The sequence below is a fragment of the Serratia proteamaculans genome, from assembly GCF_949794035.1.
Lineage (GTDB): Bacteria > Pseudomonadota > Gammaproteobacteria > Enterobacterales > Enterobacteriaceae > Serratia > Serratia proteamaculans.
Map to the genome: position 1 here is coordinate 4,474,413 of NZ_OX461105.1, position 25,546 is coordinate 4,499,958.

Annotated in this window: 24 protein-coding genes; 2 read left to right on the forward strand and 22 right to left on the reverse strand. The window is 57.0% G+C overall.

The annotated features are described in order from the left end of the window. Nucleotides 1-17 precede the first annotated feature (17 nt). The 8 genes from QOT07_RS20820 to QOT07_RS20855 all read right to left on the reverse strand — a co-directional run bounded on the left by QOT07_RS20820 (nt 18) and on the right by QOT07_RS20855 (nt 6,878). On the reverse strand, nt 18-1,280 hold the full coding sequence (locus QOT07_RS20820; protein ID WP_283603847.1) for an MFS transporter: 1,263 nt from the start codon (nt 1,278-1,280) through the stop codon (nt 18-20). A gap of 24 nt (nt 1,281-1,304) precedes the next feature. Further along, entirely contained in the window at nt 1,305-2,516 is a 1,212-nt protein-coding gene (locus QOT07_RS20825; protein WP_283603848.1) for an NAD(P)/FAD-dependent oxidoreductase, read from the reverse strand. Next, complete coding sequence (locus QOT07_RS20830; RefSeq protein ID WP_099065290.1) at nt 2,513-3,454, reverse strand: VOC family protein; 942 nt, start codon at nt 3,452-3,454, stop codon at nt 2,513-2,515. The genes QOT07_RS20825 and QOT07_RS20830 overlap by 4 nt, the downstream gene beginning before the upstream one ends. A gap of 159 nt (nt 3,455-3,613) precedes the next feature. Then, a complete protein-coding gene (locus QOT07_RS20835; RefSeq protein WP_012146667.1) occupies nt 3,614-4,408 on the reverse strand; it encodes an IclR family transcriptional regulator in 795 nt (264 codons plus the stop codon). 25 nt (nt 4,409-4,433) lie between these two features. Continuing rightward, entirely contained in the window at nt 4,434-5,189 is a 756-nt protein-coding gene (locus QOT07_RS20840; protein WP_099065259.1) for an SDR family oxidoreductase, read from the reverse strand. Further along, nucleotides 5,186-6,229 (reverse strand): aromatic ring-hydroxylating oxygenase subunit alpha, encoded by a 1,044-nt coding sequence (locus QOT07_RS20845; protein ID WP_099065260.1) that lies wholly within the window; start codon nt 6,227-6,229, stop codon nt 5,186-5,188. Before QOT07_RS20845 ends, QOT07_RS20840 begins: the two co-directional genes overlap by 4 nt. 20 nt (nt 6,230-6,249) lie before the next feature. Next, a complete protein-coding gene (locus QOT07_RS20850; RefSeq protein WP_085119018.1) occupies nt 6,250-6,558 on the reverse strand; it encodes a recombinase-like helix-turn-helix domain-containing protein in 309 nt (102 codons plus the stop codon). Between the two features lie 2 nt (nt 6,559-6,560). Then, complete coding sequence (locus QOT07_RS20855) at nt 6,561-6,878, reverse strand: non-heme iron oxygenase ferredoxin subunit (protein ID WP_012146671.1); 318 nt, start codon at nt 6,876-6,878, stop codon at nt 6,561-6,563. A 395-nt stretch (nt 6,879-7,273) separates the two neighbouring features. Between QOT07_RS20855 and QOT07_RS20860 the strand changes: the two genes are divergently transcribed. Next, the gene (locus QOT07_RS20860; RefSeq protein WP_262262209.1) at nt 7,274-8,521 is read left to right on the forward strand and encodes an MFS transporter; all 1,248 of its coding nucleotides are present in this window, start codon (nt 7,274-7,276) and stop codon (nt 8,519-8,521) included. Nucleotides 8,522-8,571: 50 nt separating this feature from the next. On the opposite strand, the gene rluF is transcribed toward QOT07_RS20860, so the two are convergent. From rluF to QOT07_RS25955, 8 genes are all read right to left on the reverse strand, one after another. Next, on the reverse strand, nt 8,572-9,435 hold the full coding sequence (rluF, locus tag QOT07_RS20865) for a 23S rRNA pseudouridine(2604) synthase RluF (RefSeq protein ID WP_261258746.1): 864 nt from the start codon (nt 9,433-9,435) through the stop codon (nt 8,572-8,574). A 252-nt stretch (nt 9,436-9,687) separates the two neighbouring features. Further along, a complete protein-coding gene (gene speB, locus QOT07_RS20870; protein WP_207977573.1) occupies nt 9,688-10,608 on the reverse strand; it encodes an agmatinase in 921 nt (306 codons plus the stop codon). Nucleotides 10,609-11,255: 647 nt separating this feature from the next. Beyond that, nucleotides 11,256-11,981 (reverse strand): peptide-methionine (S)-S-oxide reductase MsrA, encoded by a 726-nt coding sequence (msrA, locus tag QOT07_RS20875; RefSeq protein ID WP_099065267.1) that lies wholly within the window; start codon nt 11,979-11,981, stop codon nt 11,256-11,258. Nucleotides 11,982-11,997: 16 nt separating this feature from the next. Next, entirely contained in the window at nt 11,998-13,737 is a 1,740-nt protein-coding gene (locus tag QOT07_RS20880) for a cytochrome c biogenesis protein DipZ (RefSeq protein WP_283603849.1), read from the reverse strand. Between the two features lie 13 nt (nt 13,738-13,750). Next, nucleotides 13,751-14,248: a peptide-methionine (R)-S-oxide reductase MsrB gene (gene msrB / locus QOT07_RS20885; RefSeq protein WP_219016989.1), complete on the reverse strand. Its 498-nt coding sequence runs from the start codon at nt 14,246-14,248 to the stop codon at nt 13,751-13,753. 187 nt (nt 14,249-14,435) lie between these two features. Further along, on the reverse strand, nt 14,436-16,412 hold the full coding sequence (gene speA / locus QOT07_RS20890; protein WP_099065269.1) for a biosynthetic arginine decarboxylase: 1,977 nt from the start codon (nt 16,410-16,412) through the stop codon (nt 14,436-14,438). Beyond that, the gene (locus QOT07_RS25910) at nt 16,405-16,548 is read right to left on the reverse strand and encodes a virulence promoting factor (protein WP_112347340.1); all 144 of its coding nucleotides are present in this window, start codon (nt 16,546-16,548) and stop codon (nt 16,405-16,407) included. Before QOT07_RS25910 ends, speA begins: the two co-directional genes overlap by 8 nt. A gap of 98 nt (nt 16,549-16,646) precedes the next feature. Beyond that, complete coding sequence (locus tag QOT07_RS25955) at nt 16,647-16,790, reverse strand: hypothetical protein (protein WP_488175597.1); 144 nt, start codon at nt 16,788-16,790, stop codon at nt 16,647-16,649. 517 nt (nt 16,791-17,307) lie between these two features. On the opposite strand from QOT07_RS25955, the gene metK reads away from it, so the two are divergent. Further along, nucleotides 17,308-18,462 (forward strand): methionine adenosyltransferase, encoded by a 1,155-nt coding sequence (gene metK, locus QOT07_RS20895; protein ID WP_085119028.1) that lies wholly within the window; start codon nt 17,308-17,310, stop codon nt 18,460-18,462. Between the two features lie 118 nt (nt 18,463-18,580). Here the strand turns inward: metK and nadS are convergent, their stop codons facing one another. From nadS to fhuA, 6 genes are all read right to left on the reverse strand, one after another. Beyond that, entirely contained in the window at nt 18,581-18,865 is a 285-nt protein-coding gene (gene nadS, locus QOT07_RS20900) for a NadS family protein (RefSeq protein WP_012442910.1), read from the reverse strand. Nucleotide 18,866: 1 nt separating this feature from the next. Further along, the gene (locus QOT07_RS20905) at nt 18,867-19,199 is read right to left on the reverse strand and encodes a type II toxin-antitoxin system RelE/ParE family toxin (RefSeq protein WP_283603850.1); all 333 of its coding nucleotides are present in this window, start codon (nt 19,197-19,199) and stop codon (nt 18,867-18,869) included. Between the two features lie 279 nt (nt 19,200-19,478). Next, nucleotides 19,479-21,467 (reverse strand): Fe(3+)-hydroxamate ABC transporter permease FhuB, encoded by a 1,989-nt coding sequence (gene fhuB, locus QOT07_RS20910; protein WP_099065272.1) that lies wholly within the window; start codon nt 21,465-21,467, stop codon nt 19,479-19,481. Then, a complete protein-coding gene (gene fhuD / locus QOT07_RS20915; RefSeq protein WP_099065273.1) occupies nt 21,464-22,372 on the reverse strand; it encodes a Fe(3+)-hydroxamate ABC transporter substrate-binding protein FhuD in 909 nt (302 codons plus the stop codon). Before fhuD ends, fhuB begins: the two co-directional genes overlap by 4 nt. Next, nucleotides 22,372-23,169: a Fe3+-hydroxamate ABC transporter ATP-binding protein FhuC gene (gene fhuC / locus QOT07_RS20920; RefSeq protein WP_099065274.1), complete on the reverse strand. Its 798-nt coding sequence runs from the start codon at nt 23,167-23,169 to the stop codon at nt 22,372-22,374. The genes fhuD and fhuC overlap by 1 nt, the downstream gene beginning before the upstream one ends. Nucleotides 23,170-23,216: 47 nt before the next feature. Then, nucleotides 23,217-25,400 carry a ferrichrome porin FhuA gene (fhuA, locus tag QOT07_RS20925; RefSeq protein ID WP_283603851.1) on the reverse strand — a complete coding sequence of 728 codons (2,184 nt, stop codon included), beginning with the start codon at nt 25,398-25,400 and terminating at the stop codon, nt 23,217-23,219. Between the last annotated feature and the right edge of the window lie 146 nt (nt 25,401-25,546).

The following is a 25,546-nucleotide window of genomic DNA, read 5'->3' on the forward strand; positions in this document are numbered from 1 at the left end:
TGTGAATCAATGGGATATCAATATTTCTTCAGCAACGGCAGCAGAATGATGCAGCCGATAAAGGCCATCACCACCAGGAACAGCAAGCCGTTATCCATGTTGCCGGTGGCGGCGATCAGCGCCCCCATCAGCACCGGTGCCAGTGCACCGGCAAAATTACCTAATCCGTTAAAAATACCGCCGGCGGTGGCGCTGACCTTGCTGCTGGTGGCCTTCGCCAACAGGGCAAATACGTTCGGCGCACCGGCCCCCCACATAAAGGTGCTGAAGGCCATGGCAGCGATCACGCTGTAGGTCCCCTGCATATGCAGCACCACGGCCAACCCCAGCCCGGCGCCGCACAGCGAGATAAAGCAGGCCAGCGCACGGCGATCCAGTTTGTCCGACAGCCAGGCCCCGAGCACTTCGCCCAGCAGCATGGCGATAAACGGCAGCGATGACAGGTAACCGGCGTGTTCCAGGTGAATGCCTTTACCCTTGATCAGGTAGCTGGGCAGCCAGCCGTTCATGCCCCACAGGTAGGTCAGGAAGGCGATGTTAAACAGGCAAATCATCCAGAAATTCGGGTTGCGCAGCAGCTCATGGCGATGCCGCTTGCGTTCGGCGACTGCCGGAGGTGAAACGGCAACGGCAGCCGGACGCGACACGTTCAGATGGCGCATGCCAAACAACACCAACAGCATCACCGGCAACGTCAGGAACGCCATAAAGAAGAAGGTGGTTTGCCAGTCAAAGGTGTTGAGGATATACAGCGTGACCGGGAAGCCGAGCGCCGCACCCAGCGGGGTACCGAGCAGCCACAGCATGGTGGCACGCGCCTGCAACCGCTGCGGGAAGGCCTGGCGGATAATGGCGTAGGCCATCGGTAACAGCGGGCCTTCGGCAATGCCGAGTAAAATGCGCAACGTCATCATGGTGTGATAAGAACGGGCCAGGCCCATCAGCACCATCAACACGCCCCACACCACCATCATGCCGATCAAGACTTTTACCGGGTTCAGCCGGTCGCCAATGCCGCTCAACAACATCGAAGAAATGCCGTACGAGAACAAAAACGCGCTCATCAGCAAGCCCAGTCGCGCCGGGTCAAAACTGATGCCCAGCGCCTGCTGGAATTCACTATCGGAAAACAGTGCCGCGATGCTGATCTTGTCGAAAAACGCCAGCAGCACACAGGCAAACAGCGCGATAGGCACCGACCAGCGAACCCGCTGCTGCGGATTTTCGGCAACGGCGTCCCCCACCCGTTCAGCACGGGCGTCAATCTCTTGCGTAGTCATGAAACGCTCCCGAGGTTACGGGCGTTATTTCAACGCCATCAAAGAAAACTCTGCGTCCGCCAACTGCTGCGGTTCCAACACTCGTCCGCTGGCCAGCCAGCGTTTGCCCAGCTTGATGGTGCGCGCGTCGTTAAACGCCACCATCTGCACCAACTGACGATCGGCATTCAGCGTAAAGAACACCTGTGACTGCGGTGTACGCCGCACTATGTGATGCACACCGCCGGACGGTACGCCGAGGATCTGGATATTGGCGTCGTATTGATCCGACCACAGCCAGGCCACGTCATCGTAAGGAGAGGCGAAGGCATCCAGCATCGCGCAGGCAGTGCTGATCGCCTGATTCTGCGCGTAGGCCCAGGATTGCAGGCAAAGGCCCAGCGTCGGATGGCGCGCGACGTCACCGGCGGCGAAGATCGCCGGGTGGCTGGTACGCCCCTGACCGTCAACCACGATACCGGCGTCCACCTTCAGCCCGGCACCGTGCGCCAGTTCCAGATTCAACTCCACGCCGATCCCCACCACCACCAGATCAAACGGCTGAGGATCGCTGATGTCGCTGCCGATCCAGGCGCTGCCGTCACGATCTTCCAGTTGAATGTCACCACAGCCGCAATGCACCGTCACGCCCTGCTGCTGATGAAGTTCGAGCAATGCCTGGGAAACGTCCGCGCCGACGCTGCGCATGCACAGTGCGGACTGGCGCTCGAATACCCGGACCTCAGCGCCAATGCGCCGTGCCGAGGCGGCAATTTCCAGGCCGATCCAGCCGCCACCGACGATGGCCAGCTTATGGCAACCCTGCAGCGCCTGGCGCAGTCGGGTCGCATCATCCCAGGAGCGCAGCGTCATCACCCGTGGGTGACTGGCCCAGCGAGCATCCGGCAAACGCGGTCGCCCACCGGTGGCGATCAACAGTTGATCAAACTGCAACTGTCGGCCATCGCTAAGGCTGACAATTTGTTGCTGTGCATCAATGGCTTCGGCACGCAACGGGCGACACCAGTCGATGTTCAGCCCGGCCACTACCTGCTCACTGAACAGTCGGCTGAGCGGCGCATTGCCGTCCAGTAACGCCGCCTTGGAAAGCGGTGGACGTTCATAAAAGTCATAGGGCTCGTCACTGACCACCGTCAGCTTGCCGGTGTAGCCCCGGTCACGCAGCGTTTTCGCCGCCCAACCGCCGGCCTGACCGCCGCCGATAATCAGGATGCCTGCCGGTTGTGGCTGGCTCATAACGCCTCCGGCTTTTTATGCTGGCGGCGCGTGTCGTGGTCGATCCCCCCTTCCACCGCCCACTCGGTGAACGACACCAGTGAGTGTTCCAGCTCGCGGGGCTGCCAGTTTTCGGTCAGGTAATCGTCGTTGGTGTAGTATTCAAACGCCCCGCCGGTCGGGCTGTTGACGTACCAGAAATAGGCCGAGGAGATTGGGTGGCGACCGGGGCCGATAAAGGTGCTCCAGTGCTCTTTGTTCATGGCGATGCCACCGCCGATCACTTCGTGGATGTCGCGTACGGTAAAGGCCACGTGATTCAGGCCCCGTGGGCGATTAGGTAATTTCAGCAGGAACAGGTTGTGATGGCCGCCGCGAGCCTGAGTACGCAGGAATACCGCGCGGTCGATATAGCGGTCCGATACCTGGAACCCCAGCACTTCACAGTAGAAGCGCTCGGTCGCGGCCAGATCTTCGACGAAGAACACCACGTGGCCGATATTGATCGGTTGCGCCTGCGCATACACCGGACTTGGCTGATCGATGCGGCGCACGTCGCCCCACTGGTTGATCGGCGACACCGGTAAATCGACTTCACGCTGCTGGCTAACGCTAAAGCGCACCGTCATACCGTTCGGATCGAGACACTCCAGCTCTTCGCCTACCTGACGGAAGCCTGGCATCTGCGCCAACAAGGGCTGCAACGCCGCCAATTCGGCCGGGCTGCCAACGCCCCAGGTCATGCGACGCAGCGTCGAGCCGCCCTCAAATGCCGCCGGTAATGCCTCGCTCTGCAATGGATGCAACACCACGCGCGCCCCGCTCAGAGTAGTGAATTCACGCTGGGTTTCGCCCCAGTGCTGTTGCGCCGCCTGCAGGCCGAAGTCCTGCATGAACTTTTCGCAAGTTGGCAGATCTTCGACGCCAAATTCCAGTTTTTCGATTCCGATTACGCTCATTAATTGTGCCTCACGTTCTCGCTGAATGCGTTTTTCAGGCATGACAAACCCGGGCCCCTGTTTACCATGGGCCTTATCCCTGCCTGAGTCATTGGTAGGGGACGACTCTATTCGTCCCGATTAATGCGGGGGCCGCCTGTCGCGCCCCTGGGAAATCAGTTAACCGGCGTTAGCCTGCGGCGGTGCACCCAGGAAGCCGGAGATTTTCACCGCGGCGTCCCGCACCTCCATGCGTAACCGCTCGCGATCCGCTTTCGGGATCTCATCGGACGGCACCATAATGCTGATCACTGCCTCAACCCGCTGCTCGCGGTTGAAGATCGGATAGACGATGGAAGAGATACCGTGGCGGAAAAACGACTCGCCGATCACATAGCCGCGCGCCTTGTCCTGCTGCACCATCTGCCACAGCGTTTCGCGATCTGCCGGTGTACCTGGGCCACTACCCGGCAGTTGTTCCTGCGGATACAGCAGCTCAAACTCTTCGCGGGTGGCGCTGGTCAATAGCATGCGGCCAAGCGAAGTTTGGTGTACCGGCAGGCGAGTGCCGACACTGACCTGGTTGATTTGCGAACCGGCGGCGCTGACGCGGGCGATGTAGATCACGTCGCGCCCATCACGGATCGCCAGATGACTGCTGCATTGGCTGCGATCGCGCAGTTGTTCTATTACCGGCTGACCGGCCTGCGCCACGTCCAGCGAGGCAATATATTCGAAGCCGAGACGCAGCACCTTGATGCCCAGCGAGAAGGTGTTGGTGCGTGGGTTACGCTCCAGAAAACCCAGATGCTCCAGCGTCTGCACCACGCGATAGGCGGTAGCTTTTGGCATGTCGACCAGGCGATGCAATTGGGCAAAGGTCATTTCCTTGTGCTGCTCGCCAAACGCCAGCAACAGTTGCAATCCGCGATCCAGTCCTGGGATCAGATATTTACACCCTTGGTCGTCTGCCATGTGCTGCTCCTGGCTAAAAGGTAGATTAGTTAAAGACGAAACCGCCGTTAACCGGCAACAGTTGACCGGTCACGAAGTTCGCCAGCGGTGACAGCAGGTAGAGCACCGTCCCGTTGACGTCGTCAGGATGCTGAGCCCCGGCCAGTGCCCGGCCCTGCTCATACAGCTGATGGCGCTCGGCGGGCACATATTCGGTGGCCTCCACCCGCGTCAGGCCCGGTGCAATGGCATTAACGCAGATCCCCTGCGGGCCCAGTTCCCGCGCCATCGAACGGGTCATCGAGATAATCGCCCCTTTGCTGGCCACATAGGCCATTAAGCGCGGTGCGCCCCACAGTGCGGTATCCGAAGCTACGTTGACGATCTTGGCATGTGGGTTTTGTGCCAGCAGCGGTACCGCCGCCTGGCTCACCAGCCAGGTGCCACGCACGTTGACCTGCATTACCCGATCCCACAGATCGATATCGTATTCCATCATGGTTTTGCCGCCCACGCCGGTGGCCAGGGCCGCGTTGTTCACCAACCCGTCGATCGCCCCACCTTCGGCTATGGCGTTAAACGCAGCGCTGATCGAGGCCGGATCGGCCAGATCGATCACCTGGCTTTCAACCTGTGCCCCCTGCTCCCGCAGGCTGGCGGCGCCGTCCGCCAGTTCATCAGCCAGAATATCGCACATCACCACGCTGGCACCGGCGGCAGCAATGGCGGCGGCGAAACTACGCCCCAGCCCACGCGCCGCGCCGGTCACCACAATCCGTTTCCCTGTCAGCAGGCCATTCACTGTGCCGCCTCCTGTTCACTGAGCTGCGCCAGCTGTTTCTGTGCTTCTTTTTGCATCATGCGGCGCAGGCGGGATAGCCCGACGTCATGCTGATACAAATATTCACGACCACGTGCGTTCGGTGCCATGTTTTCCAGCACGATGCGATCCTGCTCCAGAACGTCCCAGTGCAGCGACTCCAGGCGGTTGCGGTACATAAAACGCCACATGTCACGCTGCCAGTCTTTCACCTGGCGGATACGCCAGAAGAACACCCGGCAGTGATCCTTGTCTTCAGGTACCACCATGCCGATGATCCAGAAGTGGCCGCCCGGTCCGAAACGTTTTTTGTATGGGATCGACAGACGCATCCAGTAGGCACCGCTGCTGCCAAATTCTACCCAGTCAAAGTTAACGCCGATCTGGCCATTCTTCTTAAAGATGAAACCGCTGTCGGTCGGCTCCAGTGCCATGTCCGCCTTGCGATCCCCTTCCGCCATTGAGTGCGAAGACGAATGCAGGTAGGTGCCGTGCATCGGGTCCATCACGTTTTCCAACGCGTACTGATAATTGCAGTCCCAACTGGCGGTACACAGGAAGTTGCTGTAGGACGCTTCGTCCGCCAGTTCCGGCGGGAAGGTCAGCTCGGCCGGCTCTTCATCTGCGGTCACGCCGAAATAGAGAAACACCGCGCCGTAGGCCTCTTTGGCCGGATAGGAACGCAGGCATTTCTGCCCCACCAGCGGGCAACGATCAACCGCCGGTACGTCTTTAACCGTACCGTCACCGCCCACTTCCACGCCGTGATACCAGCAGGCAATGCGATCGCCCAGGTTCCAGCCCATGGAAAGCCGTGCCCCGCGGTGCGGGCAGCGATCTTCCAGCGCATGGATCGCGCCTTCACCATCACGCCACACCACGATCTGCTGCTCCAGACGCGTAATGCCGACCGGGTTATTGCCAATTTCCCAACTGGCCAGCACCGGATACCACATGCCACGTAGCCCCTGATCGAGATAGTCCTGTAAGGCCTGTGCGGAGGATGTTGTGTTTGCTGTCATTGTCTTCTCCCGGGTGTGGATCAGAAACCGTTAACGTGCAGGAACTCGCGGAACGCCGTCTCATTCCACGGCTGGCCATTGCGATCAAACAGGCGGCGCTGATTTAGCGCACTGACGATCTGCTCCAGCTCTTCCGCGCCCTGATCGAAGATCTCTTCCAACGCCGCCACCAGCGCGGTCTCAAAACCGTCCGGTACCCTGGCACGGTTTTGCCAGATCACATTTTGAAATTGGCCGGGTTGATGGATCTGACCGTTGCCGCCTTCGCGCGCCGGGATCACCTGTTGGGTGTCCGGCAGCCAGGGATTGAAATCGGTGATGTGCTGCATGATTACTCCTCCGCAATAAAGGTGATTTGGATTTGATTGTCGATCACCCGGGTGGCATAGGTTTGCAGATCGCGACCGCCTGGCTCACGCAGGCACTGGCCGGTACGTACGTCGAACAATGCTTCGTGCAACGGACACTCGACCTTACCGTCATCAACAAACCCCTGGCTGAGCAAGGCATAGGCATGTGGGCAGACGTCTTCCAGCGCGTAATAGTTGCCGTCGATCAGATACACCCCGACTTCTTTCCCTTCCACGTTGGCGGAGAAAGGAAAATCTTCTTTCACCTGAGACACTTCACACACTTTCTTCCAGCTCATTGCTTCTGTCCTCTATCTGATTGTTTCATATATGAAACTCAGTTTCTTATTTAATACAGCCACTATAAGTATGGCGAAACTTTCGTCAAGAGAGCAAAGCGGCAATTGTTAATGGAAAGTTGTTTAAACATGACAAATGCGGGGAGGATCACGAAAAAATGCACCGAGATGAAAAACCTATGAAAGTTGTGCGTTGCATCACGAAATCATGGGTGAAAACACGTTGATCTGGCTGGCTTAATGAGAGTACAAGTTCCCTCTCACTGATTAAAACACCCTTTTAAATAACAATAAATTTACATTCAGCCCGCTCAATCCCGCTTTTCAGCTCTGTGAAATCAGCGGGTTAGTTTTCTGCTGCCTGAATTCTTTCATCGCCCGCTAAAGGAGCGCACATGGAGCCCATGGTGCAACAACGTCAACGCTGGTCCGGGGTCGTGGCCCTGCTGTTTCTGATCGTCATCGCCTATGCCGATCGGGTCAATATCGCCGTGATGCTGGTCAACCCCGACTTTCTGCAGCACTTTCAGCTCGGCGACAGTCGCGCACATCAGGGCATGCTGATGACGGTGTTTTTGCTCGGTTACGGACTTTCCGCCATGCTGCTAACGCCGTTCCTGGAAACCCTGATGGGGTATCGCCGCGCGCTGACGTTGAGTATTGTGCTGTGGGCGCTGCTCACCGCCGCCTCGCCGCTGGCCGGTTCGGTACTGCTGTTATTTGCGGTGCGCGCACTGTTGGGTGTCAGTGAAGGGCCGTTATTCTCGCTGAAAACTATGTATATCGGCGATCACTTCGCCGCCGATGAGCGCGGCAAACCCAATGCGGTCAGCACCCTGGGCGTCTCGCTGGGGCTGGTGATTGGCTTTCCGCTGGTGAGTTTCCTGATGGCGCACTTCGGCTGGGCCATCTCCTTCTATCTGCTGGCGCTGATCAACCTGCTGCTGGGGCTGGCATTGGTACGGCTGTTTATCCATCCCGCCACCCAGCCTTCACGCACCGTCGATCCACGGCCGATAATGAGCCGCGTCTGGCAAACCTTCGCGCTGGCCTGGCGTACCCCGATGCTCGGCTGGATCATGCTGATCGAGATCGCCACCCTCAGCTACCTGTGGGGATCCAGCTCCTGGTTGCCGGCCTACCTGACCGACGAGAAAGGTTTTTCTATCAAACAGATGGGCTGGATGGCCTCGCTGCCGTTTATTGTCAGCATCGGCTCAAAATACCTTGGCGGCGTACTGCTCGATCGCATTCGCCCTTATCAGGCACCGCTGATTTTCGCCTTTGGTGGTGCGGCCACGGCACTGTGCATCTATGGCGTGATGCACAGCCATCAGCTCGGCTGGATTGCCTTTTTCCTGCTGGCGGCCAATGCCTGTTGGGGCGCTCAGGGTGCCGCGATCCCTACCCTGCTGCAGCATTATGCGCAGCCGCAGGCCGTCGGCAGCGCCTATGGGCTGATTAACGGTGTCGGCAATATGTTCTCGGCGTTTGTGCCGATGATCATGGGCATGGTGATGGCCAGCCAGGGTAAGGTGTCTTCGGGGTTTACGGTGCTGATCGTGTCGCAGGGCGTGACACTGTTGGCGGGTGCCGTACTGTTCAGCCGGATGCTGATGACGCGTGAGGCAAAGCGGGCATAAAACAAGAGGGGCGCATAATGCGCCCCAACTCATATTCATGTTACTGCGGCTTAGCGCCCTTTCTTCTTACGGCCCGGCTGGGCAAAACGCTTGCGTGCAGCCGAGTTACCGCTGGGCTTTTCGGCGCTTTTCGGCGCGCTGGCGGCAGGCTTTTTCACTGCAGGTTTGGCTTTCTTGGTCGGTTTGGCTTCTGAAGATGAACCCTCGATCAATTTGAACAGTTCGACCAACTCATCGTCGGTTAAATCGCGCCATTCTCCCGGCGGCAACCCGGCCATGCCCACATTCATAATGCGGGTACGCTCCAGCTTGGTCACCTCATAGCCGAAATGCTCACACATACGGCGGATCTGACGGTTAAGCCCCTGAACCAGCACGATGCGAAACACAAAGGGCGCTTCTTTCTTCACCTTGCACTTTTTGGTCACCGTACCCAGCATCGGCACACCGGCACCGAGGCCACGGATGAAATCGTCGGTCACCGGCTTGTTGACCGTGACCAGATATTCTTTCTCGTGGTCGTTACCCGCCCGCAAGATTTTGTTCACCAGATCGCCGTGGTTGGTGAGGAAGATCAGGCCCTGTGAGTCTTTATCCAACCGACCGATCGGGAAGATACGGGTACTGTGGTTAACGAAATCGACAATGTTGTCTTTCTCGCCTTCTTCCGTGGTGCTGACGATACCGACTGGCTTGTTCAGCGCAATAAAGATCAGATTGTCTTCGTTGCGCGGTTCAATCAGCTGACCGTTGACCTTGACGACGTCTCCCGGAAACACCTGATCGCCAAGCGTCACGCGCTTGCCATTGATAAAAACATTGCCTTGTTCGATATAACGATCGGCATCACGGCGCGAGCAGATACCGCTCTCGCTTATATATTTGTTAAGACGTGTAGATTGTTTGGTCAACATATTCTCTCCGTAAGCCCGGATTATAGACCTTCAAGGCAACAGATACAGGCATTTTCATAGTGCGGTAACGAACGGTGAATAGAGTGTTTTAGACTATATTTTCCATTCTAAATTCATCACCCGCTATACCCTATGGATTTCAAGTTGCAGCTAGGCGCCCAGCTCATTCATCCTCAGGAGCTTACTCAAGTAAGTGACTGAGGTGAATGAGTGCAGGTAACAACGCTGCAGCTTGAAAGACGACGGGTATATTTAGGCCTGTTTTTTTGCTGCCTGCAGATACAGCATTTCCAGGCCCAGGGTCGCCGCGGCCAGCGCGGTGATCTCGGACTGATCATAGGCCGGAGCCACTTCCACCACATCCATGCCGACGATGTTCAGTGACTGCATGCCGCGTACCAGTTTCAGTGCACGATCGGAAGTCAGGCCGCCGATCACCGGTGTGCCGGTGCCCGGTGCGAATGCCGGATCCAGGCAGTCAATGTCGAAGGTCAGGTACACCGGCATATCGCCGACGATCTGTTTGATCTGGGCCAGCAGATCGTCCGCGCTACGATCGTTAACCTGCGCAGCGTCCAATACCGTGAAGCCGTTGTCATGATCGTATTCGGTACGAATGCCGATCTGCACCGAATGTTTTGGATCGATCAGGCCTTCGTTCGGCGCATGGAAGAACATGGTGCCGTGGTCATATTGGCTGCCGTTCGCGTAGGTGTCGGTATGGGCATCGAAGTGCACCAGCGCCATTTTGCCGAAATGTTTGGCGTGTGCGCGCAGCAGCGGCAAGGTAACAAAGTGGTCACCGCCGAATGAGAGCATGCGCTTGCCGGCCGCCAGCAGTTTTTCTGCGTGCGCCTGCAGGTTGTCGCTCATGCTCTGAGCGTCGCCAAAGTTGAACACAATGTCACCGCAGTCGACCACATTCAGACGATCGCGCAGGTCAAAGTTCCACGGCCAGCGGTTGCCTTCCCAAGCCAGGTTGGTGGAAACCTGACGGATCGCCGCGGGGCCATGACGGCCACCGGCACGGCCGGAGGTTGCCATATCAAATGGAATGCCGGTGATGACCCACTCTGCATCGCTGTCGTAAGGCATAAAGTTCAGCGGAAAGCGCAGGAAACCAAAGGCATTGGACACTAAAGAATTATCGGGCTGGTGGCCTAAGGTACTCATAGTAAACCCTCATATTTCAACGTTTCGCCTGTTGAAAAATCACACAGGCGCTGGCAAAAAAAAATCCCTCCCGCGTCGTTAGCCCGACGAGAAAGGGATCCATTCGAAATCTGTTTAGTACTGCTGATACGGCAGATTATCGCCGCATTTCGTTCGCGCTTCAAGAGCGCGCATCATCATCCCGGCAGCTCGTCGTCACCCAGTATAGACCCTGCATCCTTCAGCTATGTGATCGTTGCCGCCTGCCGTGACTAAATTTTGTGATTTTGGTCCTTTAATCTGGCATATAAACTCTATAACTTTGTTAATCCAGCATTTAAGAAATAGGTGTTTATTAAATTTAAAAAAACCTAAAAAAGAAAAAATACTTTCACTAACGATTGAACCTTATATATTCAGCTAAAAAACAGGCTAACAAATAAAATGTTAACAATCATGCCAAGGCAGCATAAACGGATTATCAAACACCAGAGGATTTATTTGGCACTGCAAGCCATAACATTTTTGTCATGTTTCCCATTGGGTTATCTGTGCTCTCAAATTGATTCAATGAATGATATTTCCCTGGAAATCATTCTCATCTATATCCCCGTATCTATGCTCCTGGTGGATTACCTTTACCAACGCTTCGAAAAATAATTCCGTCGCTACTGTTTCACCAATACCGGCTGCTGGCTGTAACGCGCCGGGAATAAATGCTCGAGCTGTTTTATTTTCGGTTGGTCGTTAATCATGATGTACATGGAATCAGGGTGGTCGGTCAAAAAGTTCTGATGATAACTCTCTGCCGGGTAAAAATGCCCGTTGCCTTCGACGCGAGTCACCAGCGGCTGAGCATAACTGTGGCTGGCCTGTAACTGGGCAATGTAGGCGTTGGCGATCCGTTGTTGTGAGTCACTCTGCGGGAAAATCGCCGAACGATACTGCGTGCCACTATCCGGTCCTTGTCGATTAAGCTCGGTAGGATTATGAGCCACCGAGAAAAAGATCTGCAACAAGCTGCCATAAGAAACCTGAGTCGGATCAAAAGTCACTTTCACCGATTCTGCATGGCCAGTATCACCCCCGCTAACCTGCTGGTAATCGGCGGTTTGCGCTGCACCACCGGTGTAACCTGAAACCGCGTTGGTGACGCCTTTCACATGCTGAAAGACCCCCTGCACACCCCAGAAACACCCGCCGGCAAAAATAGCGGTCTCACTGTGCGACGTCACTGCCGGTTCATCAACCGCAGGTGCCGGGATCACCACCGCGGTTTCCGCACCGCCAAATGACCATGCGCTCCCCTGCCAGAGCCCCACACCGACCAGCGCGACCACACCAGAGAAAGCATAAGACCGCAACCCCTTACCGAGCCTGTTTGAAAGTTTCATCATATTCCCCACGGGATTAACCGAAAGTGAAGGCGTAAGCAGCGACGCCCGCCTGTTCGAATTCAATGCTGAAGGTGTGTTCACCCGCACCATCGGTTTGTCGTATCAGTTGATAAAGGCGTTGATCGGTGACCACGCCACGCCCATCCGGCGCGACATCAGCGCCATGCATTTCGCCAGGCGCCTGGCCATCCAACGTCACTTTGAAAGCCACCGGCTTACCCGCCGCTGTCGGGCCTAATACCAAATGCAAATCGCGGGCATGGAAGCGGTAGACGAGGCGCCCTTTAGGGGCATTGAGCGTCACGTTTTCGCCACCGACGGTCCAGTTCCCCGCCAGCCCCCAATCGTTGAGCGGTAAACTTGCAGGCACGCCGTAGCGGGCAACCACGTCCTGGGTAGCCTCGCCGGAGGCAAAGTTTTGCGCCCGCGCATAGCCCAGATAGGTCTCTGGCGAAATGTCAGCCTGATTACCGGCCGCCTGTTCAACGCCCTGCCCGGCGACCTGGCTGACGGCGGTGCTGATATTTTTAGCCCCGGCCTGACGCAGCAACGCCTGGATCACCCGCTCAGACTGCGCATAATCACCTTCGCCAAAATGCTGGTAACGGATATGCCCGGTGGCATCTATAAAATAGTGGGCAGGCCAATACTGATTGTTGAACGCACGCCAGATGCTGTAGTTGTTATCGATGGCGATCGGGTAATTGATCCCCAGCTTTTTAGCCTCTTTGGTGACGTTGCCAATGTCTCTCTCAAAGGCAAACTCCGGAGCATGCACGCCGATCACCACCAGCCCCTGATCGCGGTATTTCTCTGCCCAGGCCTTCACATAAGGCAAAGTACGCAGGCAGTTGATGCAGGAATAGGTCCAGAAATCCACCAGCACCACTTTGCCGCGCAGAGACTCAGCGGTCAGCGGCGGAGAGTTCAGCCATTGCACCGCCCCTGACAACGCCGGCATTTCGCCAAAATCGTCCAGAACCGGCGTTGAATCGACAGCGGTTTGCACCGGCAGACGCGCTGGGGCAGCTGCTGGGGTGAACGTCTGCAACAAACGTTGTTCAATCCCGCCGGTGGAGGCCGCTGAAATGCGTGCCAGCACGCTGGTATCCAGACCGAGAGCAATCGCCACCACCCCAACCAGCATCGCACCGCCCAAGCCGCGACGGATCCATTCACCGGCACCCAGCGAACGTTTCATGGCGCTGAAGACCTTGCCGCCGATCAATAACGCCAAGGCCAGTGAGGTCGCCGCCCCGGCGGCATAGGCTAACAAAAGGAAAGTGGAACCGACATTCGCCCCCTGCAGCGCGGCACCGGTCAGCACCAGACCGAGGATCGGCCCGGCGCAAGGTGCCCAAAGCAGCCCGGTAGCGACCCCCAGCAACAGCGAGGGGCCAACCTGGTGCTGCTTGTCTGCGGCAATCTTGTCAGACAGGCGATTGCCAGCCGAGACCAGTGGGTGCATCACACGTTCGGCAACCGCCGGGAACAGCAGTGTGACCCCAAATACCGCCATCAGCACCAGTGCCAGCCAACGACCGTATTGATTGGCGGCGACCACCCAACCGCCACCAACGGCGGCCAGCGTGGCGAACAGCGCAAAGGTCAACGCCATGCCCACCAGCAAGGGCAAACCGGAGCGTAAGAAAGGACGATCGGCACGCGAAAAAATAAACGGCAGCACCGGCAGAATACACGGGCTGGCGATGGTCAGAATGCCGCCGAGATAAGCCAGTATCAGGATCAACATATCGCTCTCCCCATTAGGCTTTTTGCACTGCAAACTGCAGCGCCAGCCCGTTCATGCAGTAACGCAATCCGGTAGGTTGCGGACCGTCGTCAAACACGTGCCCCAGATGCCCGCCACAGCGGCGACAGTGCACCTCATCGCGCACCATGCCAAATGTTCGATCCTGCTGCTGTGCGACCGCCTGTTCAAGCGGCTGGTAGAAGCTTGGCCAACCGGTGTGGCTGTCAAATTTGGTATGAGAGGAAAACAGCGGTAGCTGGCAACCCGCGCAGGAAAACAGGCCGTCGCGATGTTCATCATTCAGCGGGCTGCTATAGGGCGCTTCTGTGCCCTGTTCCCGCAAAATATGATACTGCGCGACGCTCAGTCGCTGATGCCACTGTTGATCAGTGTAGCTGACTTCAAATTGCCCAGAGGCCGCCGCATAGGCCGCCTTTCTCGGCAAGAGCCCGAATGCGAACGCAGCGGACAGGCCGCCGCCAACCAGAATAAATTGCCGTCTGTTGATCATCATCGTCACCCCGGAAACCGATCCAACCGATAGTGACAAGCTACAGAGAAAACCCTGTCCGAATCCTCACGGAGAGTTAACAAATTTGTGATAACTGATAGGGGGAAGAAAGGTATTGAGGGAATTGCGGGGAAAAACCATTAAAAAAGGCCGGGCATCAGAGAGATGCCCGGCCTTTCAGAACTACTTATTCATCTTCTAAATAAGTATAGCCGTACAAACCGGCTTCAAACTCTTCCAGGAACTGCGCTTGCAGTTCACTGTCCAGATCGGTTTCTTTCACCTGATCGCGGAATTTGGCCAGCAGCGCGGTAGGATCCAGCTGCACGTATTCCAGCATGTCGGCAACGGTGTCGCCTTCATCAGACAGTTCGCTTTCTACCGTGCCATCAGGGAACACAAACACGTCAACCGAGGCGGTGTCACCGAACAGGTTGTGCATGTTGCCCAGGATTTCCTGATAGGCGCCTACCATAAAGAAGCCCAGCGCCGGCGGGTTTTCCGGATCGTATGGCGGCATTGGCATGGTGGTCGCTACGCCGTCACCGTCGATGTAGTGATCGATAGTGCCATCGGAGTCACAGGTGATGTCCAGCAGCACCGCGCGGCCTTCCGGCGGCTTATCCAGCCCTTCCAACGGCAATACAGGGAACAGTTGATCAATACCCCAGGCATCCGGCATCGACTGGAACAGCGAGAAGTTGACGTAGAACTTGTCCGCCATACGCTCTTGCAGTTCGTCAATGATCGGACGGTGTGCACGGTTGCTCGGATCCAGCTGCTGTTGGATCTTGTTGCAGATGTTCAGGTACAGCTGCTCGGCCCAGGCGCGCTGGGTCAGATCCAGCATGCCGTGAGCGTACTGGGTGTGAACGTCGTGCAGGTCCATCTGGCTGTCGTGCAGCCATTCGCGCAGTGAACGGCGGTTCTCCGGCTCGTTCAATTCCTGCCAGGTTTCCCACATGCTTTCCAACGCGCGCGGCGCGTCTTCTGCCGGAGGTAGCGGTTCACTGAATTCGTTGCGCTCAACGCCGATCACGTTAGACACCAGCACCGTATGGTGTGCGGTAACCGCACGGCCGGATTCGGTGATCACCGTCGGGTGCGGCAAACCGTGTTCATTACAAGCGTCGCCGATGCCCCAAATCACGTTGTTGGCGTATTCATTCAGGCCATAGTTCACCGAACAGTCGGACTGCGAACGGGTGCCTTCATAATCCACGCCCAGACCGCCGCCCACGTCGAAGCACTGGATGTTAACGCCCAGTTTGTGCAGTTCAACGTAGAAACGTGCAGATTCGCGCACGCCGGTGGCGATATCGCGAATGTTGGCCAGTTGCGAGCCCAGGTGGAAGTGCAGCAGTTGCAGGCTGTCGAGACGACCCGCTTCACGCAGGGTTTCCACCAGCTTCAGCACCTGAATGGCTGCCAGACCGAACTTGGACTTTTCGCCGCCGCTCGACTGCCATTTACCGGAACCTTGTGACGCCAGACGCGCACGCACACCGAGGCGCGGGACCACGTTCAGACGTTCGGCCTCTTCCAGCACCATGTTGATCTCGGACATCTTCTCGATCACCAGGTACACCTTGTGCCCCAGCTTTTCGCCGATCAACGCCAGGCGGATGTATTCACGGTCTTTATAGCCGTTACACACGATCACCGAGCGGGTCATACCGGCGTGCGCCAGTACCGCCATCAGTTCGGCTTTGGAGCCGGCTTCCAGCCCCAGCGGTTCGCCGGAGTTGACCAGCGATTCGATCACGCGACGATGCTGGTTTACTTTGATGGGGTAAACCAGGAAATAGCCGCCTTCATAGCCGAACGACTCACGCGCGCGTTTGAACGCGGCATTGATCGAACGCAGGCGATGCTGCAGGATCTGCGGGAAGCAGAACAATGCCGGTAAACGCAGACCGTCTTTTTGGCGTTGCTTCACCAAATCAGCCAGATCGACACGTGCCTGCGGGACATCCGGATCCGGGCACACGCTGATGTGGCCCAGTTCATTGACGTCATAATAATTGTTGCCCCAGTAGGCGACGTTATAAGTGCGCAGCATCTTGCTGGCATCACGGTCATTCATGGCAACCTCCTGCATGGAGCGCAAAGATTTAGATTCGCCCGTTGCTGACGGACGGTGAATCAAAAGATCATCAGACATTACTCGCCTCACATCCCGTACTGACGATACAGTCAGCCACTATCGCAGCTACAACCCGCGAGAACAACCCAACAAACCGCCCTTGCGGCAGCGAATAAAACTGCCGTTCGCGGTCAGCGATCGGTTTATTACTCATATAATTGTAAGACACCCTGTTCAAACCTCGTGAATCGGGTCAAGAAACATCCCACAGGAAGGCTGCAGGCTACCCTTGTTCAGTTCTTCAGACGACCGTTAACCGGCCCGAGGATCCTGAGTAGCGCCCAGGTGTTTATCACACCTGAAAGGTGGTGTAGAGACAAGACGGGAGATAGCAGAAGAATATGCGCCAGAACGGCACTGCTGTTGAGAACCAACAACCGGTAGACAACGGATCATTAATCCAACCACCTCCACGCACGCCGTCCTCAATGAACGACTGAGCCTCTATTAATAGTGTAAGAACGTGACCGTTCTATGAAGCGGCGACACCAAAGGTCGGCGTCTGCGGCTGAGTATCCGGCCACTCACGGAGGCGTCACAGAAATTTACAACTTCTTGCCCCACGCTGTGCACCAAATGAGCCGCGCGCGCAGTTTATACCGATAACACGGGGAAAATGCAAAATGAAAATTTGCCGGGAACTGTTTCAAGCGATGAAAATGGCGTCGGCGGCTTTGCGCAAAAGAGCGAAATGGCAAAAAAATACTGGCAATCCGGCTAAGGCCTGACCTAAAATAGACGTCCAGATGTTAATCCATCTATACTGATTAACAGAGAAACTGCTTAACGGCTTTGCCTGAGGGGCGTTGCAGGATGCATCTCGCGCCATCAGCGGAAGACCCTTCGCTTTGATGCCGGATCTCCAGCGCTGTGCAGTAATTTCTAACCCGTCTTATGCAAGGTACAGAATACAATGGCTAAACACCTTTTCACGTCCGAGTCCGTCTCCGAAGGACATCCTGACAAAATCGCCGACCAGATCTCCGATGCCGTTCTCGACGCCATCCTGGAGCAGGATCCTAAAGCACGCGTAGCTTGTGAAACCTACGTGAAAACCGGCATGGTACTGGTCGGCGGTGAAATCACCACCAGCGCCTGGGTAGATATCGAAGAGATCACCCGTAAAACCGTGCGCGAAATCGGTTATGTGCACTCGGATATGGGTTTTGACGCCAACTCTTGTGCCGTACTGAGCGCCATCGGTAAGCAATCCCCGGATATCAATCAGGGTGTTGACCGTACCGATCCGCTGGAACAGGGTGCCGGCGACCAGGGCCTGATGTTTGGCTATGCCACCAACGAAACCGAAGTGCTGATGCCTGCACCGGTGACCTACGCCCACCGTCTGGTACAGCGCCAGGCCGAAGTGCGTAAGAACGGCACTCTGCCGTGGTTGCGTCCGGATGCGAAAAGCCAGGTTACTTTCCAGTATGACGACGGCAAAATCGTCGGTATCGACGCAGTGGTACTCTCTACCCAGCACTCCGAAGATATCTCGCTGAAAGATCTGCAAGAAGCGGTGATGGAAGAGATCATCAAGCCGGTTCTGCCTACCGAATGGCTGAGCGCCAGCACCAAATACCACATCAACCCAACCGGCCGTTTTGTTATCGGTGGCCCAATGGGCGACTGCGGTCTGACCGGGCGTAAAATCATCGTTGATACCTACGGCGGCATGGCTCGTCACGGCGGCGGTGCATTCTCCGGTAAGGATCCATCCAAGGTTGACCGTTCAGCAGCCTACGCGGCGCGCTATGTAGCGAAAAACATCGTTGCTGCCGGCCTGGCTGACCGCTGTGAGATCCAGGTTTCCTACGCTATCGGCGTGGCAGAGCCAACCTCGATCATGGTGGAAACCTTCGGTACCGAAAAAATCCCTACCGAACAGCTGACGCTGCTGGTGCGCGAGTTCTTCGATCTGCGCCCATACGGCCTGATCCAAATGATGGATCTGCTGCAGCCGATCTACCGCGAAACTGCCGCCTACGGCCACTTCGGCCGTGAGCACTTCCCTTGGGAAGCGACCGACAAAGCAGCTCTGCTGCGCGATGCTGCCGGCCTGAAATAAGCCCGCGTATCGAGTGTGAAAACGGCGAGCCTGGTGCTCGCCGTTTTTGTTTTTATGGGATGTTTAAACGTTGTAAATCCTGTCTGGCACTTTCAGAAACAATCCGCGCAGATACCCACTAGTGTGAGGCAAGTTCCTGAAAGAATTTAGGGTTGGCCTGTATGGTCGCCAGCACCTTCGCCGCCAATCCTGTCGGATTACGTCTGCCGGTTTCCCAGCTTTTGATAGTATCGAGGCTGGTGCCAAGCACCTTAGCCATTTCATCCTGCGTCACGTTCAGCTGGGCGCGGAGTGCCTTCACGTCAGCCAGTTCGTAGCGTGTCACACGGGCAGGCGCTTTAACGCCTTTTTTGATCTCGACGGCTTCTTCGAGTGACGCTTTCAGTTCGTCAAAAAAACTCATGCTACACCTCATCTTTCAGTAATTTCGTCAGCTTTTTCAGGTCGGATTTTTCGGCGTCCGTTAGGCTGTCTTTGGTGCTTTTCGGGTAGGCCATCACCAGATAGATAATCTCGTCGGTGGCCAGAAAGTAAATCACCCGCGCACTGCCGCTTTTCCCCTGTACGCCGGTCGCCATTCTGATTTTTCGCAGCCCGCCGGTTTGCCTGATGAGATCGCCTTTGTCCGGTGATTCAATCAGCACTTTCTGGAGATCTTTGAGCTCGTCATCCGTGGCGATTTGCTTTATCTGACGGGTAAACATCGGCGTTTCGATAAACTCTATCGCATGGCTCACCGGCACCCTCTCCATGTTGAGGTACAGAGTACACCTGATGATGTACTCTGTACACTAGGGTAACTTGAGTGTAATAGGCTCCTTTCCTTGGCTCTCGGCAGAGATCCAGAGCATCCGCACCCAGTATATTAATCTCCCCCAGGTTTCAGCGGCCCTTTCCACGTTAAGTTCCGTTTCTGCGCAACCTTACGCAAAGCGTTGCAACACTCTGAAAACACAAAAGACAAAGGCCCAGCAATGCTGAGCCTTTGAGGGCAGAAACCGGAGTTCCGATATCGGTTACGAGGTTTGCTTACGCAGCAGGTAAACGAAATACGGTGCGCCGATAAAGGTCGCCAGCAGCCCGGCGGGAATTTGGTACGGGAACATCACCATGCGTCCACACCAGTCGGCGAACACCATCAGCAACCCGCCCAACAGTGCAGCAATCACCATCTGCGGTAACGCGCGGCGGAAGCCCAGCATACGCGCCATGTGCGGTGCCATCAGACCAATAAAGCTCAGCGGCCCCACGGTCAGTGTTGCCATGGCGGTCAGCGTGGCGGCCAGCAGCAGAATGCTCAAGCGCACCGGCGTCAGGGCGATGCCTACCGAACGAGCCGTGGCACTGCCGAGCGGCAAGATACTGAGCCAGCGCCGACACAGCGGCGCCAGCACAATCAACACTGCCGCAATGATCGCCGTTCGCACCGCCTGCTCCGGCGTCACCGCATAGGTAGAGCCGGAAATCCAGGTCAGCAGCCCACCGGTGCGCGGGTCGCCACTGGCCAACAGCAAGAAAATGGTGGTGGTAAACGCCGTGCTGAGCGCAATACCGGCCAACAGCATGCGCTCGGTAGAGAACCCCCCGCGCCCAGCAGCAACCATGATCACCAGCAGGGTACCGGCAGCCCCCAGGCTCCCGGCCGGCAGCAGCCAGACAAAAGCATCTCCCGGGACTATCAACAGCATCATCACCACGCCGAAGGCGGCCCCGGAACTGATGCCCAGCACTTCCGGGCTGGCCATCGGGTTACCGGTCAACTTCTGGATTAAGGTGCCTGCTACCGCCAGCATCATCCCCGCAGCCAGCGCCGACAACACCCGTGGCCAGCGCCACGGCATCAGCGACTCCAGCTCGGCACCATGACTCCAGTGCCAACCGGCAGCGTTTTGCCCCAACATCAGCGCCACAGTCAGACCAGCGAATAACACGGCACCCGCCAACGCCACCCACACCAACAGATGACCACGTTCAGCCGGCACCCTATCGCCCAGATTCATCGGTGGTGGCGTAGAGGCACTGCGCAGCCGCGGCAACAGCCATAGCAGCAGCGGTGCACCAAACAGCGCAGTGGCCGCACCGGTCGGGACTTCACGCCATACCTGTGTCAGCCAGATCATCACCTGATCGGTTAACCACAACAGCAGCGCCCCCAGCAACGGGGCTAACATCATGCGGTGCGCCAACCGGCGTGCACCCAGCATTTTTGCCATCAGGGGGGCAAACAGGCCGATAAAACCAATTACGCCAACGGCATTCACCAGCATGGCACTGAAGATAATCGCCAGCGCCAATGCGCAGAAACGCGCCATCGACAGGCCCAGCCCCAAATTACGTGCTACGCCGTCATCCAACCCCAGCAGCGTCAGTGGGCGAAGCAGCAACACCGCCAACACCCCGGCCACCAGCAGGCGCGGCAGGATAAACTGCACCGTGCTCCAGTCTTGCTGATTCAGTGCGCCGGTACTCCACAGGAACACGCCCTGCAGTTGATCGTAATTGAACAACGCCAGCAGGCTGTTGACCGCACCGCAGTATAGCCCCAGCACCAATCCGGCCAGGATCAGCGTCACCGGCGACATGCGTTTGCCCCAGGCCACGCCGAACACCAGCCCGCCGACCACCACCGCCCCGACCATGGCGGCCAACTGGCGGGTCAGCTCACCGCCTGGCAGCATCCACAGCGTGGCGATAGTCAGCCCGAGCTGTGCCCCGGCGGAAACCCCGAGCGTCGCCGGTTCCGCCAGCGGATTGCGCAAGACCTGCTGGAACAGCACGCCGACCAGCCCTAACCCGGCTCCGGCCAACAGGGAGACCGACAGCCTTGGCAACAGGCTGTAATGGAACAGCATTTGGCGTACATCGTCGATATTCGGCGTAGTCAACGCCTGCCCCCACAATGCCCACGGCAGTTGTTGCAACAGGTTGTAGATCGTCAGGCCGCCGGCTGTCGCCAACAGCAGCAGTACCAGGGTCAGCGGGAATGCACGGATGCGTGCGCTCATGAATAACTCTCCTGCGCCTGCTCCAGCAGATGACAAAATCGCATCGAAGACAGCGTCGCCCCGTAGAACCACACCGCCGGTACCTGGCGCAATTGATCCTGCCGGACGAACGGCAATGCCTGCCATAGCGGGGTGGAACTGACCTTTTTCAACATCTCTTGATTACCGTGGTCGAGATAAATCGCCCGTGCGCTTTTCACCGCCGTCAGACGCTCTATGCCGACTACCGCCGTACCCCAGAAGTTGGTTTCCCCTTCCCAGGCATTTTTTATTCCAAGCTGATCCATCACTTCCTGGAACAGGCTGTTCTGACCAATGATCAGCGCATGGCGGGTATCCATCAGCGAAAACATCAGTAGCGGTTGCCGGGTATAGGAATGCAGACGCTGACGCGCATCCTGAATAAAGCGATCAAACTGCGCCAGATGTTGCACCGCTCGGGTTTCCAGCCCCAGCCGCTGCGCCAACGCCTGCAATGACTGCCTGGCGACCGTCAGCGGCTTGCCACTGCCGTCGTTGAAGCTAAAACTCATGCTGGGAGCAATCGGTGCCAGCTTTTGCGGCGTCGGGCCATAGCCCTTCGACAGCAGCATCAGCGAGGGCTGAAGCTGTTGCAACAGCTCGAGGTTAGGTTCGGTACGCTGGCCGACATCAATCACTGAAGCAGGCAGTTTCGGCTCTTCCACCCACAGGTTGTAATTATGGATATCAGCAACCGCTAACGGCGTAACTCCCAGCGCCAGCAGCAGCTCAATCGGCAACCATTCCAACGCCACGATGCGCGAAAGGTCCGGCGGCGTTGCGGCGGCTTGTCCCGGCAGGGAAAACAGCAAGGGCGAAAGCGCCATGGCCGCTAACAGGCGACGGCGTACGGCATCATGATGAATATCAGAGGAATCAGCCATCAGTAGACAAAACTCACCGGCGCACCGCCGCTTGGATGTGGCAGCGTTCCCATAGGAATACCGTAAATTTGTTCCAGTACCTCGCCCTGCATCAGATCCAGTGGTGTGCCCTGTGCAATCATTTCGCCGCCGCGCAACGCCACCAGATGGTCGCAGTAGCGCGCCGCCATATTGATGTCGTGCAGCACGGCAATCACCGTCAGGCCGCGTTGATGGCTAAGTTGCTGGATCAACGCCAGCACCTCAACCTGATGGGCGATATCCAGCGCCGAAGTGGGTTCGTCCAACAGCAGACAGCGGCTGTCCTGCGCCACCATCATCGCCAGCCAGGCGCGTTGACGTTCACCACCGGACAAACTGTCCACCAGGCGGTTGGCGAAGGGCTTCAGGCCCACCAGCGCAATCGCCTCTTCCACCTGCTGGCGATCGTTAGCGCCAAAACGGCCCAGCGCACCGTGCCACGGGTAGCGGCCAATCGCCACCAGTTCACGCACCGTCATGCCTTCTGCGGCCGGCAGTTGCTGGGGCAGATAGGCAACCTGACGCGCAAAGGCTTTGCTGTCCCACTGGCTCAGCGGTTGCTGGTTGAGCAATACACTGCCGCTGGTAGGGCTTTGATGACGGCCAAGGATCTTTAGCAGCGTGGATTTGCCGGAGCCGTTATGGCCGATCAGCCCACAAACTTTGCCGACAGGAAAGGTCAGCGACAAGGGCTGCAGCAGGACGCGGCCGGGAACGGCAAAGCTGGCGTTATTCAGGGTAAAGGTGGCGTCGTGATTGAGATGTTTATCCGGCATAGGTCCTACTTTGTCCGGGGCGACAAGACGCCGCCCCGGTTATCCGATTAGAAGCGGAAGGTTGCGGTGGCGACCACCTGACGTTCTGCGCCCCAATAGCAGCCATAGGTGGCAAAGCAGCTGGAGACGTATTCTTTATCAAACAGGTTGTTCACATTGATGCCAATCGAGGAGCCCGGCAGATTGAAACGCGCCAGATCGTATTTTATCGCGGCATCAACCACCGTGTAATCCTTCACTTTAAAGGTATTGGCCTCATCCCCATAGCTGGAGCCGACATAGCGAACGCCAGACCCCAGAGTCAAACCGCTGATGGCGGTTTCATGGAAGGTGTAATCCGCCCACAGTGAGGCCATGTGTTTTGGAATGGCGGCCGGGGTATTGCCCTGCTGTGTGGTGTCCTTGGAGTACTCGGCATCCGTGTAGGTATAAGAGCCCAGCAGGTTAAGGTTGGCCGACAGCGCAGCTTTGGCTTCAAATTCAACACCACGGGAACGGATCTCGCCGCCCTGAATGCTGGCGAATTTATTATTCGGGTCCGCCACCTTGTTGTTGGTTTTGGTCAACTGGTAGATCGCCATGCTGGCAGTAATAGGGCGATCCTTCGGTGCATACTTCACGCCGGCTTCATACTGCTTCCCTTTGGAGGCAGCGAAGGTGTTGCCGCTGACATCCGTGCCTGACGTTGGCTCAAAGGATTCACTGTAACTGACATAAGGCGCAATACCGTTTTCAAAGACATAATTCAAGCCAGCCCGGCCGGTGAATTCATTGTCCTTCTGCCGGGATACCGAGTTCTCGGTCAAGCGATTGGTGCTGTTGGTATCGCTCCAGTCATAGCGGCCGCCCAGGGTCAGCACCCATTGATTCCACTCGGCCTGATCCTGTACGTAAAGCCCGGTTTGCTCCTGACGATTGACCTGGCTGGCGCCGCCGGTAATGGTATAGCTTTGATTGCCGTACTCCGGTGCCACCACATTCAGGCTGGAAGCGCTGCCATACTGATAAACCACGTCATTACGCATGCGCATGTAGTCCACGCCCATCAGCAAGGTGTGATCAACCAGCCCGGTGGCAAATTTTGCCTGGGCCTGGGTGTCCACCGCAAAGCTCGACAAATGCTCTTTCGAATTCATCACCCCACGCGTTAACTCAGCCGGATTCGTCGGACTGATGCCCTGACCATAGATCGAGCGGTAATCGACATCCATCTTGGAGTAACGCAGGTTTTGGCGCACCGTCCACACGTCGTCAAAACCATGCTCGAAGGCATAACCGACCATCTGCTGCTTGCGCGAGATGTTGTTATAGCCCGGCTCACCGTCGTTAAAACTGGTCGGTAGCTTGCCGTTGATGCCATTTTGCACCGTGCCCTCTTTCGGTAGCCAGCCATAGAAGCCCACGCTTGGGTCATCCTGGAAACTGCTGAGGAAAGTCAGAGAGGTACGATCATCCGGCCGCCAGCTGAAAGAGGGTGCGATAGCGTAACGCTTGCTCTTTTCGCCCACCTGCTGCTGGTCTTCATCACGCGCCAGGCCGGTCAAACGGTAAGAATAAACACCGTCATCATCCAGGGCGCCGCCAAAGTCGAAGCCAGTCTGGAACAGATTGTCGGTGCCCATTTTGAACTGAACTTCACGCAGGCTTTCGGTCGTGGGACGTTTGCTGACCAGAGCGACAACCCCACCCGGGTTGCTCTTGCCATAGAGCACCGAAGAAGGACCGCGCAGCACTTCGGCGCGCTCCAGGAAGTAAGGGTCAATCTGGTAAATGGAGTAGTTGTCGTCCTGCAGCTTCAGGCCGTCGAGGTACATATTGGTACCGACCGAACTGAATCCGCGAATGTTCACCGCATCGTAAGCGGTAGAGGCCCCACGGTTACCCACCATCACGCCCGGCGTATAAGCCAGCGCACTTTTCACCGTCTCCGACTGGCGCATATCCATTTCTTCGCGCGTCACCACGGACACCGACTGCGGCGTTTTTACCAAAGGGGTATCTGTTTTGGTGCCGGTGGCGCTGTGCTTGGCCGCATAGGTGCCGACCGGCCCCCAGGCGCTTTCCTGCTGTGATTGGCTGCTACCTACTACGGTAATCGTGTCTTCCTTGACGTCGGCGGAGAATGCCGGCGTTGCCAGCGTGCCAAGTGCGGCAACGATAGTCATCGCCACCCCACTGACGTGAATGCGGCCCTGCTTGGCCGCAGAAGATGAAAGACGCTTGGTCGACATAGGTGGTTTCTCTGATGAATTATTTGATAACGAATGTAAACGATAATAATTATTATAATCGCGGCATTTTATGCAGAAGCTAAATTAAACTGCAAGTCGAATTCAGCAGGTAAATTGGTGTGCGATTAATCGGTTAGCCTCATTAA

Coding starts and splice junctions, on each gene's coding strand:
- QOT07_RS20820 (WP_283603847.1), bottom strand. CDS start 1,280: ATGACTACGCAAGAGATTGACGCCCGTGCTGAACGGGTGGGGGACGCC.
- QOT07_RS20825 (WP_283603848.1), bottom strand. CDS start 2,516: ATGAGCCAGCCACAACCGGCAGGCATCCTGATTATCGGCGGCGGTCAG.
- QOT07_RS20830 (WP_099065290.1), bottom strand. CDS start 3,454: ATGAGCGTAATCGGAATCGAAAAACTGGAATTTGGCGTCGAAGATCTG.
- QOT07_RS20835 (WP_012146667.1), bottom strand. CDS start 4,408: ATGGCAGACGACCAAGGGTGTAAATATCTGATCCCAGGACTGGATCGC.
- QOT07_RS20845 (WP_099065260.1), bottom strand. CDS start 6,229: ATGACAGCAAACACAACATCCTCCGCACAGGCCTTACAGGACTATCTC.
- QOT07_RS20850 (WP_085119018.1), bottom strand. CDS start 6,558: ATGCAGCACATCACCGATTTCAATCCCTGGCTGCCGGACACCCAACAG.
- QOT07_RS20855 (WP_012146671.1), bottom strand. CDS start 6,878: ATGAGCTGGAAGAAAGTGTGTGAAGTGTCTCAGGTGAAAGAAGATTTT.
- QOT07_RS20860 (WP_262262209.1), top strand. CDS start 7,274: ATGGAGCCCATGGTGCAACAACGTCAACGCTGGTCCGGGGTCGTGGCC.
- rluF (WP_261258746.1), bottom strand. CDS start 9,435: ATGTTGACCAAACAATCTACACGTCTTAACAAATATATAAGCGAGAGC.
- speB (WP_207977573.1), bottom strand. CDS start 10,608: ATGAGTACCTTAGGCCACCAGCCCGATAATTCTTTAGTGTCCAATGCC.
- msrA (WP_099065267.1), bottom strand. CDS start 11,981: ATGAAACTTTCAAACAGGCTCGGTAAGGGGTTGCGGTCTTATGCTTTC.
- QOT07_RS20880 (WP_283603849.1), bottom strand. CDS start 13,737: ATGTTGATCCTGATACTGGCTTATCTCGGCGGCATTCTGACCATCGCC.
- msrB (WP_219016989.1), bottom strand. CDS start 14,248: ATGATCAACAGACGGCAATTTATTCTGGTTGGCGGCGGCCTGTCCGCT.
- speA (WP_099065269.1), bottom strand. CDS start 16,412: ATGTCTGATGATCTTTTGATTCACCGTCCGTCAGCAACGGGCGAATCT.
- QOT07_RS25910 (WP_112347340.1), bottom strand. CDS start 16,548: ATGAGTAATAAACCGATCGCTGACCGCGAACGGCAGTTTTATTCGCTG.
- QOT07_RS25955 (WP_488175597.1), bottom strand. CDS start 16,790: ATGATCCGTTGTCTACCGGTTGTTGGTTCTCAACAGCAGTGCCGTTCT.
- metK (WP_085119028.1), top strand. CDS start 17,308: ATGGCTAAACACCTTTTCACGTCCGAGTCCGTCTCCGAAGGACATCCT.
- nadS (WP_012442910.1), bottom strand. CDS start 18,865: ATGAGTTTTTTTGACGAACTGAAAGCGTCACTCGAAGAAGCCGTCGAG.
- fhuB (WP_099065272.1), bottom strand. CDS start 21,467: ATGAGCGCACGCATCCGTGCATTCCCGCTGACCCTGGTACTGCTGCTG.
- fhuD (WP_099065273.1), bottom strand. CDS start 22,372: ATGGCTGATTCCTCTGATATTCATCATGATGCCGTACGCCGTCGCCTG.
- fhuC (WP_099065274.1), bottom strand. CDS start 23,169: ATGCCGGATAAACATCTCAATCACGACGCCACCTTTACCCTGAATAAC.
- fhuA (WP_283603851.1), bottom strand. CDS start 25,400: ATGTCGACCAAGCGTCTTTCATCTTCTGCGGCCAAGCAGGGCCGCATT.